At 72.6% G+C, this 13,842-nt stretch carries 13 protein-coding genes; 3 read left to right on the top strand and 10 right to left on the bottom strand.

Annotation, left to right across the window (positions count from 1 at the left end; all coding sequences use genetic code 11):
- From DEI95_RS02670 to DEI95_RS02640, 6 genes are all read right to left on the bottom strand, one after another.
- Complete coding sequence (locus DEI95_RS02670; protein WP_111059304.1) at positions 1-657, bottom strand: response regulator transcription factor; 657 nt, start codon at positions 655-657, stop codon at positions 1-3.
- A complete protein-coding gene (locus DEI95_RS02665) occupies positions 654-1,964 on the bottom strand; it encodes a sensor histidine kinase (RefSeq protein ID WP_111059303.1) in 1,311 nt (436 codons plus the stop codon). The genes DEI95_RS02670 and DEI95_RS02665 overlap by 4 nt, the downstream gene beginning before the upstream one ends.
- Positions 1,965-2,042: 78 nt before the next feature.
- Positions 2,043-3,092, bottom strand: a complete 1,050-nt coding sequence (locus DEI95_RS02660; protein ID WP_146243580.1) for a hypothetical protein — start codon at positions 3,090-3,092, stop codon at positions 2,043-2,045.
- Positions 3,089-4,306, bottom strand: coding sequence for a D-mannonate dehydratase ManD (gene manD, locus DEI95_RS02655; protein ID WP_111059388.1), 1,218 nt, complete (start codon positions 4,304-4,306; stop codon positions 3,089-3,091). The genes DEI95_RS02660 and manD overlap by 4 nt, the downstream gene beginning before the upstream one ends.
- Positions 4,307-4,686: 380 nt before the next feature.
- Positions 4,687-5,352, bottom strand: coding sequence for a response regulator transcription factor (locus DEI95_RS02645; RefSeq protein WP_110901802.1), 666 nt, complete (start codon positions 5,350-5,352; stop codon positions 4,687-4,689).
- 29 nt (positions 5,353-5,381) lie between these two features.
- Positions 5,382-6,758: a sensor histidine kinase gene (locus DEI95_RS02640; RefSeq protein ID WP_111059301.1), complete on the bottom strand. Its 1,377-nt coding sequence runs from the start codon at positions 6,756-6,758 to the stop codon at positions 5,382-5,384.
- A gap of 216 nt (positions 6,759-6,974) precedes the next feature.
- On the opposite strand from DEI95_RS02640, the gene DEI95_RS02635 reads away from it, so the two are divergent.
- Positions 6,975-7,220 (top strand): SHOCT domain-containing protein, encoded by a 246-nt coding sequence (locus DEI95_RS02635; protein ID WP_258367415.1) that lies wholly within the window; start codon positions 6,975-6,977, stop codon positions 7,218-7,220.
- A gap of 48 nt (positions 7,221-7,268) precedes the next feature.
- Here the strand turns inward: DEI95_RS02635 and DEI95_RS02630 are convergent, their stop codons facing one another.
- Positions 7,269-7,796, bottom strand: a complete 528-nt coding sequence (locus DEI95_RS02630; RefSeq protein WP_110890358.1) for a gluconokinase — start codon at positions 7,794-7,796, stop codon at positions 7,269-7,271.
- 164 nt (positions 7,797-7,960) lie between these two features.
- On the opposite strand from DEI95_RS02630, the gene gndA reads away from it, so the two are divergent.
- On the top strand, positions 7,961-9,367 hold the full coding sequence (gene gndA / locus DEI95_RS02625) for an NADP-dependent phosphogluconate dehydrogenase (protein ID WP_375342338.1): 1,407 nt from the start codon (positions 7,961-7,963) through the stop codon (positions 9,365-9,367).
- Between the two features lie 203 nt (positions 9,368-9,570).
- Here gndA and DEI95_RS02620 read toward each other — a convergent pair whose 3' ends face one another.
- The gene (locus tag DEI95_RS02620; protein ID WP_111059299.1) at positions 9,571-10,269 is read right to left on the bottom strand and encodes a hypothetical protein; all 699 of its coding nucleotides are present in this window, start codon (positions 10,267-10,269) and stop codon (positions 9,571-9,573) included.
- Positions 10,270-10,457: 188 nt separating this feature from the next.
- Here DEI95_RS02620 and DEI95_RS02615 point away from each other — a divergent pair, with 188 nt between their 5' ends.
- Positions 10,458-12,035, top strand: a complete 1,578-nt coding sequence (locus DEI95_RS02615) for a molybdopterin-dependent oxidoreductase (RefSeq protein WP_111059387.1) — start codon at positions 10,458-10,460, stop codon at positions 12,033-12,035.
- 16 nt (positions 12,036-12,051) lie between these two features.
- Here DEI95_RS02615 and DEI95_RS02610 read toward each other — a convergent pair whose 3' ends face one another.
- On the bottom strand, positions 12,052-12,831 hold the full coding sequence (locus tag DEI95_RS02610; protein WP_258367411.1) for a putative protein N(5)-glutamine methyltransferase: 780 nt from the start codon (positions 12,829-12,831) through the stop codon (positions 12,052-12,054).
- A gap of 16 nt (positions 12,832-12,847) precedes the next feature.
- Positions 12,848-13,825 (bottom strand): ribose-phosphate diphosphokinase, encoded by a 978-nt coding sequence (locus DEI95_RS02605; protein ID WP_110823606.1) that lies wholly within the window; start codon positions 13,823-13,825, stop codon positions 12,848-12,850.
- Positions 13,826-13,842: the final 17 nt, after the last annotated feature.

Below are 13,842 nucleotides of genomic sequence, written 5' to 3'. Positions count from 1 at the left end.
CTAGGCGCGGACGAGGCCGCGTTCGTGTGCGGTGATGACGACCTGGATCCGGTTCCGCAGCCCGAGCTTGGTGAGCACCGACCGGACGTGGGTCTTCACGGTGGCCTCGCTGAGGAACACGGACGCGGCGATCTCCTGGTTGCTGAGCCCCTTGGCCACGAGCAGGAACACCTCGCGCTCGCGAGCGGTGAAGGCGTCGAGGATCTCGTCCCGGCGCTCGGACTCGACGAGGGTGCCCTGCGCGCGGAGGAGGTCGAGCGCCTCGGTCTCCGTGGGCGCCGGTCGTCCCTCGTGCACGTCGCGGATCGTGGCCGTGACGACCTCGGGCAGCGCGTCCTTCGTCAGGAACGCCGCCGCTCCGGCACGCAGCGCGGCGAGGACCGCGTCGTCGCGCCGGATCGTCGTGAGCGCGACGACCCGCGGCCGGTCGTCACCCTGCCGGGCGAGGCGCGCCATCGTCTCGATGCCGTTCAGCACCGGCATCCGGAGGTCGAGGAGCAGCACGTCTGGCTGCTCGGTCGCACAGAGCGCGAGGGCCTCGGCACCGTCGGCGGCCGTTCCGACGCACGTCATGTCGTCCTGGGCGTCGACGAGCATCCGCATGCCCGAGGCGAAGAGCCGCTGGTCGTCGACGACGGCGACACGGATCGCCGTCATCGGGACGCTCCGGTGACGCTCGTCCCACCGGGTCCGGTCGCGTCGGCCGCTCCGGCTGTGACGACCGCCGGGAGGCCAGCGGTCGCGTCCGGACCGGACGGTGCGGACGATGCACCGAGCGTCGGCAACCACGCGGTCACGACGTACTCGTGCTCCTCGTCGCCGACCCCGGCACGCAGCCAACCGTCGACCAACCGTGCGCGCTCCCGCATCCCCGCCACGCCGGACCCCGGGCCGTCGAGCGCGACGAGCGGACTGCTGCCGGTGGAGGTCACGACGACCCCGAGCCCCGGCCCGCGCCAGTCGAGCACCACACGCGCGGTCGCCGTCCGGCCCTGGTGTTTCAGCACGTTCGTCAGGCTCTCCTGCACGATCCGGTGCACCGCTCCCCCGGCCTCGGCCCCGATCGGCCGCGGGGCGCCGTGCTGCTCGAACACGGCCTGCATGCCGAGCTCCCGCATGTCCTCGACCAGGTGCGGGACGTCTGCCAGGCCGTGTCGGGCCTCCTGGCCGGTGCCCTGGATCCGTTCGACGAGGGCGCGGACGTCCCCGAGGGCGGTCCGGCTCACCTCGGCGATGTCCTGCAGCGCCGTGGCGGCAGGTCCGTCCCGGACCGTGAGCGCCGCGGCGCCCTGCGCCTGCGAGACGACGACGGCGAGGGAGTGCGCCAGCGAGTCGTGGACGTCCCGCGCGATGCGGGCGCGCTCCTGCTCGGCGCGGAGCTCCGCACTGGCTGCCTCCGTCTCCTGCTCCGCCTCGACGACGCGGACTCGCGCGAGCCCGACCCGCCAGGTCGCCCCGATCGCCACACCGACGGCCCAGGCGATCCCGCTCGCACCGGCGATGGCGAGGGCCAGGAAGGCGAGGTCGGAACGGGTGCCGGACAGCGAGCCGGTCCACGAGGCCCAGACGTCCTGGTCGGCGACGGTGGGGACGACCATCGCCCAAGCAGCGGCGGCGCTGGCGACACCCAGGGCCGGGATCGCGAGCCAGCGGAGCAGACCGGAGCGCCCGGCACCGATGATGCCGACCACGATCGCGATGGCGAGGTACTCCGGCCAGGTCGTGTCGCGGGGACGGTCGAGCAGCCGGAGCGCCTGCAGGACGGGGACGACGACGACCAGACCGAGACTCGTCGACGGCATCCAGTTCGCGAGGCCGATCGCGACGGCGAAGGCGGACACGACGAGGACGTGTCCGGTGAGGTCGCTGCGACCGGCCTCGGCGACGATCCACAGCGCGAGGTACACCGCGCCGGCAACCGGGGCCACGAGGTGCCGGAGCCACCGGCGGAGGAAGAGGAGCATGCCGCCGAGCGTAGGGCGGGGGTCACGCTGGGAGCGAGCGCCGGGAGCCGCTTTCATCCGAGTCGATGAGCGGTCAGGTCAGGAGCCCTCGCGACGGTGGCGACGGGCGGCGACGAGGGCTTCACGGGCGCGGTCGCTCGCGGCCTCGGCGTCGTCGCGCTCCTGCCCGAGCCGCTCGGCCTCGGCGTCGAGGTCGGCCCGCTCCTGGTCGAGGGCGGTGAGCTGTCGCTCGAGGTCGCGACGGCGGCGGTCGAGGTCGGCGCGTCGGTCCTCGACGTCCTCGAGGGCGGACTCCGCCTGGTCGAGAGCGGCATCGGCCTGCCGGGAGGCACGTCTCGCTGCCGCCTCGGCCTCGCGCGCCTCGCGGCGCTCGGCTGCGGGGTCGCGCTGGTCCTCGTCGGGGGCTGGCAGGTCGGGCCCGTCCGGAGCATCCGGTTCGGCAGCAGCATCCGGCTCGTCGGGGGTCCCGGGCTCGTCGTCTGCGTGACGGCGTCCGGCGGGACGGCGTGCACCGCGCCCTCCGGCCGTGATCGGGATGGGGGGCGCGTCGCTGCCGGACCACGCGTCCGGGACGGCGTCCGGGACGGCCACCGCGTCGGTGAGGTCGACGTCCTCGAACCCCACGGCCTCGAGGGGCCGCAGGAGGAGGCCCGATCGGATCGCGGCGCCGGCGTGCGGGTCGGCCATGCCGGCCTCGATGGTCGCGCGGACCTGCTCGAGCACGGCCGGGGTCGGCGGGTGCCCGGCTGCGGACGCCCGGTCGGCCCCGGTGTCGGCGAGCGCCGCCACGACCTGGGACCGCTGCTTCCGGAGTGTCGCGATCTGCTGCGGGTCCGCGGAGGCCTGCGCCTGCCGGAGGGCCGGACCGAGCTCGACGGCGTCGTCGAGGGCGTCCTCGGCGGCGAGCAGGTCGACGATCCACGCGGCCGGCGCGGGCTTCTTCAGCTTCCCGATCGCGGCCGCGAGCTCCCGGTCGTCCTTCCGGACCGCTCGTTGCCGTGCCGCCCGGGCGGCCACGAAGTCGCCCGGAGCGGCGCGCAACAGGTCGCGGGCGACGTCGGCGAGCGCTGCGGGGTCCACGCCACCACTCTGCCCGTCGGGCACGGTGCGGCGCCCGGGAACGCTCACCAGTCGTGCACGGTGCCGTCCGCCAGGCGGTTGAACGGCAGGTACGCCTGCTCGTACGGGTACTTCCCGGCCTCGTCGACGTCGAGCGAGACGCCGATGCCGGGCTCGTCGCCGGGGTGCAGGTACCCGTCGGTGAAGGTGGCCGTCTGCTGGAACACCTGGTTCGTCCTCGGGCCGTGCTGCATGTACTCCTGGATCCCGAAGTTGTGGATGGCGAGCCCGAGGTGCATCTGGGCCGCCATCCCCACCGGCGAGATGTCGGTCGGCCCGTGGAACCCGGACTTCACCTGGTACATCGCGGCGTAGTCCATCGTCTTCCGCAGCGGGGTCACGCCGCCCATGTGCGTGACGGCGCCGCGGACGTAGTCGATGAGCTGGTCGCGGATGAGGTCCTTGAAGTCCCAGACCGTGTTGAAGACCTCACCGATCGCGAGCGGGGTCGTGGTGTGTTGCCGGACGAGTCGGAGTGCTTCCTGGTTCTCGGCGGGGGTGCAGTCCTCGAGCCAGAAGAGGTCGTACGGCTCGAGCGACTTCCCGAGCTTGGCGGCCTGGATCGGGGTCATCCGGTGGTGTCCGTCGTGCAGGAGCGGCAGCTCGGGGCCGAACTCGTTGCGGACCGCCTCGAAGACGGTCGGCAGGTGCCGGAGGTACGCGCGGGTGTCCCAGTCCTCCATGGCCGGGAACGCCCCACGCTGCGCGGGCTCGAAGTCGTAGCGGACGCCGGCGTTGCCCTCGGTGGTGCGGTTCGAGGCGATGCCGTAGATGGACTCGAGCCCCGGCACGCCGGTCTGGACGCGGATCGACCGGTACCCCTCGGCCTGGTGCTGGCGGATCGAGTCGAACAGCTCCGGGAGGTCCTTGCCCGAGGCGTGCCCGTACGCCATCAGCCCGGTCCGGGAAGCACCGCCGAGCAGCTGGTAGAGCGGCATCCCGGCGACCTTGGCCTTGATGTCCCAGAGCGCCATGTCGACGGCGGCGATCGCGGCCATCGTCACCGGACCCCGACGCCAGTACGTCGAGCGGTAGAGGAACTGCCAGGCGTCCTCGATGCGGCTGGCGTCCCGACCGGTGAGCAGCGGGACGACGTGCTCGGACAGGTACGCGGCGACCGCGAGCTCGCGGCCGTTCAGGGTCGCGTCACCGAGACCGGTGACGCCGTCCGCGGTGGTCAGTTTGAGGGTGACGAAGTTCCGGTCCGGACTGGTGACGATCACCTCGGCACGGTCGACGAGCTGTCCACGGTCCGTGCTCGCCCAGGTGTCCGGCCTGGAGGCTGTGCCTCCGCCCGCAGAGCGTGCGTCGGTCGCACCGGGGGTCAGGTTCGCGGGATCGGTCACGGCGTTGCTCCTCCTCGAGGTGGGCGCGGTGCTCCTCCGCGGCGGTGCGGGATGCATCCGGCGTCCACCTGTCGAGCCTGCACCGGCGGCGGCCGCGTGTCCATCGTCAGCGGCGGCTCGAGGCCCGCTCGACCCCGACGCACGGCGGGCGCGCGGCTTCCTCGATCAGCGACGGGTAGGCATCGCGGCCGTCGACGCTGGCGGCGGCCCGGGCGACCGCGGCTTCCAGCAGGCCCGCGTCACGGATGTGTCCCCGGTCATCCCGTCCACCCCGGGGTGACGAGGCCGGTCTCGTAGGCGAAGACCACGAGTTGGGCGCGGTCGCGAGCGCCGAGCTTGATCATCGCCCGGGAGACGTGGGTCTTCGTCGTGGCCGGGCTGACGAACAGGCGCTCGGCGATCTCGGCGTTCGTCAAGCCGCTCGCGACCAGGCGCATGACCTGGCGTTCGCGGTCGGTCAGGGCGTCGAGTTCGGGTGCGAGCGCTGCCGGCTTCGCGTGCGCCGCGTACGCCTCGACGAGCGACCGGGTCGGGCCCGGCGACAGCAACGACTCCCCCGCGACGACGGTGCGGATCGCCCGGAGGAGTTCGGCGGGCTCGGTGTCCTTCACGAGGAACCCGGCAGCACCACCACGGATCGCCTCGAACACGGTGTCGTCCTCCTCGAAGGTCGTGAGGACCACCACGTGCACCGCGCTGAGCGCCGGGTCCTCGGAGATCCGCCGCGTGGCGACGAGGCCGTCGGTCCCCGGCATGCGGATGTCCATGAGCACGACGTCCGGCAGTTCCCGTGCGACGACCGCGACGGCGTCCTCGCCGTCGGACGCCTCACCGACGACCTGCATCCCCGGCTCGGCGGACACGAGTGCGCGGAGTCCGGCACGGATGAGGCTCTGGTCGTCCACCAACACGATCCGGATCAGATCCGGCGTGGTGGGAGTCGCGGACATGGTCATGCGTTCGTCTCCGTCGCTCCGGACGCAGTGCGTGCGGGTTCGCCGATCGGCAGGCGTGCGTGGACCGACCACCCGCCGTCGGGCGTCGGGCCGACGGCGAGTGTGCCGCCGACAGCCGTGGCCCGTTCGTGCATCCCGACCAGCCCGTTCCCCGGACTGCTGCCGCTGCCGCCGTCCGCACGCTCGGTCACGGTGTGCTGGCCCGCCGCACGGGCGAGGGCGGACGTGGAGCGGTGCCCGCGGGGCGCCTCCTCGGCCCGCGGGGCACCGGCGCCGATCGCGCCCGGCGCCGGGACGTCGGCCACCGTGATGTCGACGACCTCGGCCCCCACGTCGACCACGACCGAGGCGTGGTGGTCAGGGGCGTGCTTCATGACGTTCGTGACGGACTCCTGCACGATGCGGAAGGCGTTGCGCGTGACGACGCCGGCGACGGTCTCCACCGGGCCGTCCAGGCGCAGCTCCACGTCCACTCCGGCCAGGCGGGCTCGATCGACCAGGTCGGGGACGCGGTCGAGGCCGGCGACCGGGGCGCGGTCGGAGGTGCCGGACGGTGCGTCGACGGCCCGCAGCACGCCGAGGATCGTCCGGAGCTCCACGAGCGCCTGCTTGCTGGAGTCGCGGATGTTCAGCAGCGACTCCCGGGTCTGCTCGGGGAGTTCGGCCCCGAGGTGCAGGGCCACCCCCGCCTGCAGGTTGATGAGCGACATGCTGTGGGCGACCGAGTCGTGGAGCTCCCGGGCGATGCGGACGCGCTCGGCGCCGGCGCGCTGCTGCTCCGCCGCAAGGCGGGCGCGACGGGCGTCGGCGGCGCGGGCCACCCGTACCCGGACGAGCTCGGTGACGGCGATGGTGACCGTCAGCCACGCCAGGCAGAGCGTCATCGTGGTGACGGTCGGGAAGGGCGCGCGGCCGGTCAGGGTGTCCGCCGAGGGCAGGACGACCTGCGCGACTGCGGCAGCGACGTACGTGGGGACGCGGTGGCCGCGGAACCAGGCGTTCGCCAGCGCCATGGTCAGCGCCGCGACGAACGGCCCACGCGGACTGACGACCAGGGCGTAGCCGATCGTCGTGCCGAGGGTCAGGGCCAGGACCACGACCGGCCACCGCCACCGGAAGGGCAGGACGACGATCCCGCCCACGAGCAGCACCCATGCCAGGGGCCCGAGCAACACCGGGTCGACGCCGTCACCGACGCGCTCTGTCCACGGCGGGCCACCAGCACCGACGGCACCGGGACCGACCCCGGCTGCCCACCGGGTGGCGGCGACGGTGCCGACGACCTGCACGAGCGCCACCGGCAGCACCCGTCCCACGCGGGCGAACCGGCGTCCACCCGCCGGGCGGGTGTCGGAGCGCGTGTCGGTGGTCATGCAGCGAGCCTACGGTCGGCCCTCCCCCGACACATCGCGCAGCGGGAGGGCCTGTGGACTACGCCCGGAGGAGTAGTCGCCTGTGGACGAACCGGCGCGGGTGAGCCGGCGGGAGCAGGGCCGAGTGGGCTCTCCTGGCGGACGCGGGTGGGGCCTCCCGACCGACAACCTTGTCGTGTCGCGACCGCGGCACCACACCCGACCTCGGAGGTCCCCATGCTCACCACACTCGCTGCCACCACTCCGTACTGGCACGGAGGCGGGATGCCGTCCCACGGCTTCCCCGTGTTCCCGGCGCTCCTGCTCCTGCTCGTCGTCGGGGCCGTCGTCTTCGGCGTCCTCCGCCGCGGTGCCGGACGGGCGATCGCCGACGCGCGGTCGGTGCTCGCCGACCGGTTCGCCCGCGGCGAGATCGACGCCGAGGAGTACCGCGCTCGACGGTCGGAGCTCAGCCGGAAGTAGACCCGACGGTCAGGTCGTCGAGCGCTACGGGCTCAGGGCAGGACGGGCTCAGGGCAGGACGGCGAGGATCGCCGCGACGGTGTCGTCCACGACCCCGTGGATCGGCACCGCCGCGACGGCTTCGTCCGCGCCCGGGCGCTCGAGCGTCGCGAACTGCGAGTCGAGCAGGGAGTTCGGCATGTACTCGTGGTGACGGTGGCGCTGCCGATCGGCGATGAGCTCGCGCGACCCGTCGAGGAACACGATGAAGAGGTCCGGGGCGTCCTCACGCAGGCGGTCCCGGTACGCGCGCTTCAGCGCCGAGTTCGCCATCACACACCGCGAGCCGGAGGCCTCGACCTCCGCGATGCGGGACGAGCACGCGTCCAGCCAGGGGCGACGGTCGTCGTCGGTGAGCGGGATGCCGGCGTGCATCTTCTCCTTGTTCGCCGCCGGGTGCAACGCGTCCGCGTCGACGAACTCCACCGCCTGTCCGCGGTCGACGAGCGCCTGTGTCAGGGCCTCACCGATCGTCGACTTCCCGGATCCGGAGACCCCCATCACGAGCACGGGCGGGAGGACGGTCGCATCGGCCATGTCTCCACAGTACGAACAGGGGGACCGACTGTCCCCAGGATGCGGAAGACCTGGATGAGCACATCGGGCGCTGCATAGATTGGCGACGGCCGTCCAGACACGAAGGAGTCGACGTGGCAGACAACAACGAACAGGCGAACATCGGGGTCATCGGCCTCGCGGTGATGGGTTCGAACCTGGCGCGGAACCTCGCGTCGCGTGAGGGGAACACCGTCGCGGTCTACAACCGCACCTACGCCCGGACCGAGGACCTGATGCGCGAGCACGGGGACATGGGCTTCATCGCGTCAGAGGACATCGACGGCTTCGTCGCCTCGCTGTCGAAGCCGCGCACGGCGATCATCATGGTCCAGGCCGGGAAGGGCACCGACGCCGTCATCGGTCAGTTGGCCGAGCGGTTCGAGCCGGGCGACATCATCGTCGACGGCGGCAACGCGAACTTCCACGACACCATCCGCCGCGAGCACGACCTGAAGGACAAGGGCATCAACTTCGTCGGTACCGGCATCTCCGGCGGCGAAGAGGGCGCCCTGCACGGGCCGTCGATCATGCCCGGCGGATCAGACGAGGCGTGGGAGACGCTCGGCCCGATCCTGAAGTCGATCGCGGCCGTCGCCGAGGGCGAGCCCTGCGTCACCCACGTCGGGACCGACGGCGCCGGACACTTCGTCAAGATGGTGCACAACGGCATCGAGTACGCCGACATGCAGCTCATCGCGGAGTCCTACGACCTGCTGCGCCGCATCGGGGGCTACAGCGTCGACCAGCTCGTCGACGTGTTCGACGAGTGGAACAAGGGCGACCTGGAGTCCTACCTGATCGAGATCACCGGGGAGGTCCTCAAGCAGAAGGACGCCGACACCGGCACACCGCTCGTGGACGTCATCCGCGACGCCGCCGGATCGAAGGGCACCGGCGTCTGGACCGTGCAGAACGCAGTCGGTCTCGGCATCCCCGTCTCCGGCATCGGCGAGGCCGTGTTCGCCCGAGCGGTCTCGTCCAGGCCCGCTCAGCGCGCAGCCGTCCAGAAGTCGGTCACCTCACGGCCGGACATCGCCCAGGCACCGGACTCGTTCACCGACGACGTCCGCGCAGCCCTCTACGCATCGAAGGTCGTCGCGTACGCGCAGGGCTTCGACCTCATCATCGCCGGAGCGAAGGAGTACGACTGGGACATCGCGCTCGGGGACATGGCGAAGATCTGGCGCGGCGGCTGCATCATCCGCGCCCAGTTCCTCAACCGCATCGTCGAGGCGTACGAGAAGAACCCGGACCTCGAGTCGCTGCTCGTCGACCCGTACTTCGCCGACGCCGTCGCCGAGGGCGAAGCCGCCTGGCGTCGCATCGTCGGCATCGCGGCCGCGTCCGGTGTCCCCGCGCCCGGGTTCTCCTCCGCCCTGTCCTACTTCGACTCCCTCGCCTCCGAGCGCCTACCCGCCGCGCTCATCCAGGGGCAACGCGACTTCTTCGGCGCCCACACCTACCAGCGCATCGACAAGGACGGCACGTTCCACACCCTCTGGTCCGACAACGACCGCCGCGAGGTCGAACAGGAACCGTCCACACACTGAGCAGGACCCGCGGCAGGACCCGCGGGAGCGCAGGCCCGGGTCGGTTGCCTCGTCATCGACGAGAGCCGACCCGGGCGATCCCGTGTCCCGGTCGGTGCCGGGCGGGACACGGGCACCAGCACGGGCGCGGTCACGGACACGGGCACGGGCACGGGCACGAGCACGAGCACGAGCTCACGCACAGGTCCGCAGCGCCATCCCCGTCAGGCGACGATGCGCTCGCGGGCGAGTCGGGCGAGCAGGTCGTCGAGACGAGCACCGGGGCCGAGCAACCGGTCCGAACCGGGGGCGACACGCACGAAGAACGTCGCGACGGCGGTCGTGTCGTCGGCTCGGACGTAGTGCACCGCCACGGCGGGGGCGGTGCGCCGACCGGCACCCGGCACGAGGACCACCTCGGTCCCGACGTGCATGACGCGGCTCCACCGGATGACGAGCAGCCGAGTCGCCCGCCGTCCGTCGAGTTCCCACAGCGAAGCCTCCGTCGCTCCGAACGCCCAGGTCACGCGAGCGGTGAGCGGCACCTCGGGCCGGGCCGCCTCGATCACCCCGCGCAGTTCCTGCGTCGGAGCCGCGGGGACCAGCCACACCGTCGGGTCGATACGGCGCACCGCGCGCGCGAGCACGTCGTCAGCGCGACGCCGACCCGCTGCGCGTGCACGGACGACCGCGAGGACGACGATCGTCACGCCAGCGGTGACGGCCACCGCCTCCGCGATGCCGAAGGCCCGCATGTCTGCGTCCGGGTGGACGGTCACGACGATGATCCGGGCGGTGAGGAGCGCCACCCACACACCGACGATCACCCACCGGAGCACGAGGAGCCGACCGGCGGAGGACCAGCGGTGCTGGTCGTCGCGGGCGCGACCGGGCCCGGGGACACGATCAGGTCGCCACGGCACGCTCCGATCCTGCCACGGCGCCCGCACGGCACACCTCGCACCGGGTGAACGCTCCCCGAACCCCGACCTCGAACCCCGATCTCGACCCGGTCCCGACGCGCGACCTGCAGCCGCAGCCGCAGCCGCAGCCGCAATCCACGAGCGGCACCGAGGCCCTGTTCCCAGCACGACTGACCTACGATCCGATCGTGACCGAGCCAGACCCGCGCCTCCTCCCGCACCGCAGGTGGGCCGCAGCGCTCGTCGGCGTCATCGCCGTCCTCGCGTTCCTCGCCGTCGCCGAACTGGGCGCGCTCGTCCTGGGCGGCGCAGGCAGTCCGCTCGTCGCGGTCGGCTCCGCCGTCATCGACCTCGCGCCCCCGGCGGCGAAGGACCTCATGGTGTCGCTGTTCGGGACGGGCGACAAGGTGGCCCTGTTCGTCCTGATGAGCGTCGTCCTCGTCGCGGTGGCGGCCGGCGCCGGTGTCCTCGAACGCCGGAACCCGCCGTACGGCGCGCTCGTCTTCGCCGCCGGCGGGGTGCTCGCACTCCTCGCCGTCACCACTCGTTCGGGCAGCGGCACCCTCGACGGCGCCCCGACGGTCGCCGGCATCGCCGCCGCGGTGGTGGTGCTGCGGCTCCTGCTCCAGCGTCTCCGCCGCTGGGAGGACGCCCGCGCGGTCCCGACCGCCGGACCCGGCGGTGCTGGTGCGGTCGCACGCCGCTCCTTCATCCGCTGGACGGTGACCAGCGCAGCGCTCGCAGTGGTGGTGGGCGGCGCCTCCCGGATCGGCTCGGCCTCGCTCCAGGCCGCAGCGGCCGTCCGGCGAGCCGTGCGCCTGCCGCAGCCGGCGACGCCCGCGCCGCCCGTCCCGAGCGGCGCGAGCCTGGACGTCGAGGGCATCACACCGTACGTCACGCCGAACGCCGACTTCTACCGCATCGACACGGCGCTGCGCGTCCCCGCCATCGACCCCGCCGACTGGTCGCTGAAGATCACGGGCGAGGTCGACGAGGAGGTCGAGCTCACCTGGGACGAACTGCTCGCGCTCCCGCTCGAGGAACACATGGCGACCCTGAGCTGCGTGTCGAACGAGGTCGGTGGCGACTTGATCGGCAACGCCCTCTGGCTCGGGTACCCGATCCGGTCCCTGTTGGCGCGCGCCCGCCCCCGCGCCGGAGCGGACATGGTGCTGTCCCGCAGCATCGACGGCTTCACCGCGGGGACCCCGCTCGACGTGCTTCAGGACGAGGGGACCGACGCGCTCCTGGCCGTCGGGATGAACGGCGACCCGCTGCCCGCCGAGCACGGGTTCCCGGCGCGGCTGGTCGTGCCCGGCCTGTTCGGGTACGTGTCCGCGACGAAGTGGGTGACCGAGCTCGAGGTGACGCGGTTCTCCCGGGCACAGGGGTACTGGACGCCTCGGGGTTGGTCGGAGCGGGGACCGGTGAAGCTCGAGTCGCGGATCGACACCCCGGTGGACGGCGTCACGGTGGCCGTCGGCGACCGGGTCCCGATCGCGGGCGTCGCGTGGCAGCCGCACACCGGGGTGAAGGCCGTGCAGGTCAAGGTCGGGGACGCCGACTGGCAGGACGCCGAACTGGCGGACTCGGTCTCGGCCGACACGTGGCGGCAGTGGGTGCTCCGGTGGACGGCGACGAAGGGACGGCACGAGATCCAGGTCCGTGCCGTCGGTGCCGACGGCGAGGTGCAGACGAGCGTGCAGCGGCCGCCGGCACCGAACGGCGCGACCGGGTGGCACGGGGTCACCATCACGGCGTCCTGACGGGAGGCCCGTGCGGTCAGGCGGGGAGCGTCGCCACCACGCACGTGCCGTCGACGTCGTCGTCCCGCACGACATCGGTCGTGAAGCCGGCGGTGCGGAACAGTTCCGCGGACACCGGCGCCTGCTCGGCCGACACCTCGATGACCACGGACCCGCCGCGCCGCACCCAGTCAGCAGCGCCGGCAGCGATGCGCCGGTGCAGGTCGAGCCCGTCGGCGCCGCCGTCGAGTGCGACCCGGTGCTCGTGGTCGCGCGCTTCGGGCGGCATGGTCGCGATGGCGTCGGTCGGGACGTACGGGGCGTTCACGGCGAGCACGTCGACGGCACCGCAGAACCGGGTGGGCAGCGGGTCGAACAGGTTCCCGGTCACGACGATGCCGCGGTCGCCCAGGTTCTCCGCGGCCACCTCGGTGGCGTCGGGGTCGATGTCGGCAGCGACGAGGTCGAGCGCCCCGACGCGTTCCAGCAGCGCCATCGCGACGGCCCCCGCTCCGCAGCACAGGTCGACGACACGGTCGTACCGTCGGAGCCGTCGGGCTGCCTCCGTGACGACGACCCTGGTCCGCGCCCGTGGCACGAAGACGCCCGGTGTGACGCGGACGCGGTGCCCGTCGAACGCCGCCCAGCCGAGGACGTACTCGAGGGGCTCCCCCGCCAGGCGACGCTGCACCAGGCCGCGGAGCCGGACCGCGTCGCCGTCACCAGCCGCGAGGAGCAGGTCCGCCTCGTCCTCCGCGAACACGCTCCCGCCCGACCGGAGTCGGGCGGCGAGGGCGTCCCGCGCGGTCAGTGCCACCGTCGGACGCGAGCGCTCAGGCGGCGCCGTCGAACATCGACGTCACCGAGCCGTCGTCGAACACCTCGTGGATGGCCCGGGCGATGAGCGGCGCGATCGGCAGCACCTCGAGCTTGTCCCAGCGCTTCTCGGGCGGCAGCGGCAGGGTGTCGGTCACGACGACGCGATCGATGAACTCGCTCTGCAGCAGCTCTGTGGCCGGGTCGGAGAACACCGCGTGGGTGGCGGCGACGACGACGCCCTTGGCACCGTTGGCCTTGAGTGCCTCGGCGGCCTTCGCGATGGTGCGCCCGGTGTCGATGAGGTCGTCGACGAGCAGGCACCAGCGACCGGAGACGTCACCGACGATCTCGTGCACGGAGACCTGGTTCGGGACGAGCGGGTCACGGCGCTTGTGGATGATCGCCAGCGGAGCCCCGAGCTTCTCGGACCAGATGTCGGCGACGCGGACGCGCCCCATGTCCGGCGAGACGACGGTGAGGGTCTCCGGGTCGAGCATCTCCTTGAAGCGCTCGAGCAGCACGGGCATGGCGAACAGGTGGTCGACGGGACCGTCGAAGAAGCCCTGGATCTGCGGCGCGTGCAGGTCGACGCTCATGATGCGGTGCGCGCCCGCTGCCTTGAACAGGTCGGCGACCAGACGGGCCGAGATCGGCTCACGCCCACGGCCCTTCTTGTCCTGGCGGGCGTACGGGTAGAACGGCGCCACGACGGTGATGCGCTTGGCCGAGGCACGCTTGAGCGCGTCGACCATGATGAGCTGCTCCATGAGCCACTCGTTGATCGGGGCCGTGTGCGACTGGATGACGAAGGCGTCGCATCCGCGCACCGACTCGTCGAAGCGGGCGTAGAGCTCACCGTTGGCGAAGGTCCGGGCGTCGGTCGGGACGAGGTCGACACCGAGCTCTTCCGCGATCGCCTTCGACAGTTCCGGGTGCGCTCGCCCGGCCACCAGGACGAGTCGCTTCTGGCCGGTTGTCTTGATTCCGGACACGTGTGGTGCTCACTCCC

The organism is Curtobacterium sp. MCBD17_008 (assembly GCF_003234475.1).
Classification (GTDB): domain Bacteria; phylum Actinomycetota; class Actinomycetes; order Actinomycetales; family Microbacteriaceae; genus Curtobacterium.
This window is presented reverse-complemented; position numbering and strand designations above follow the sequence as displayed.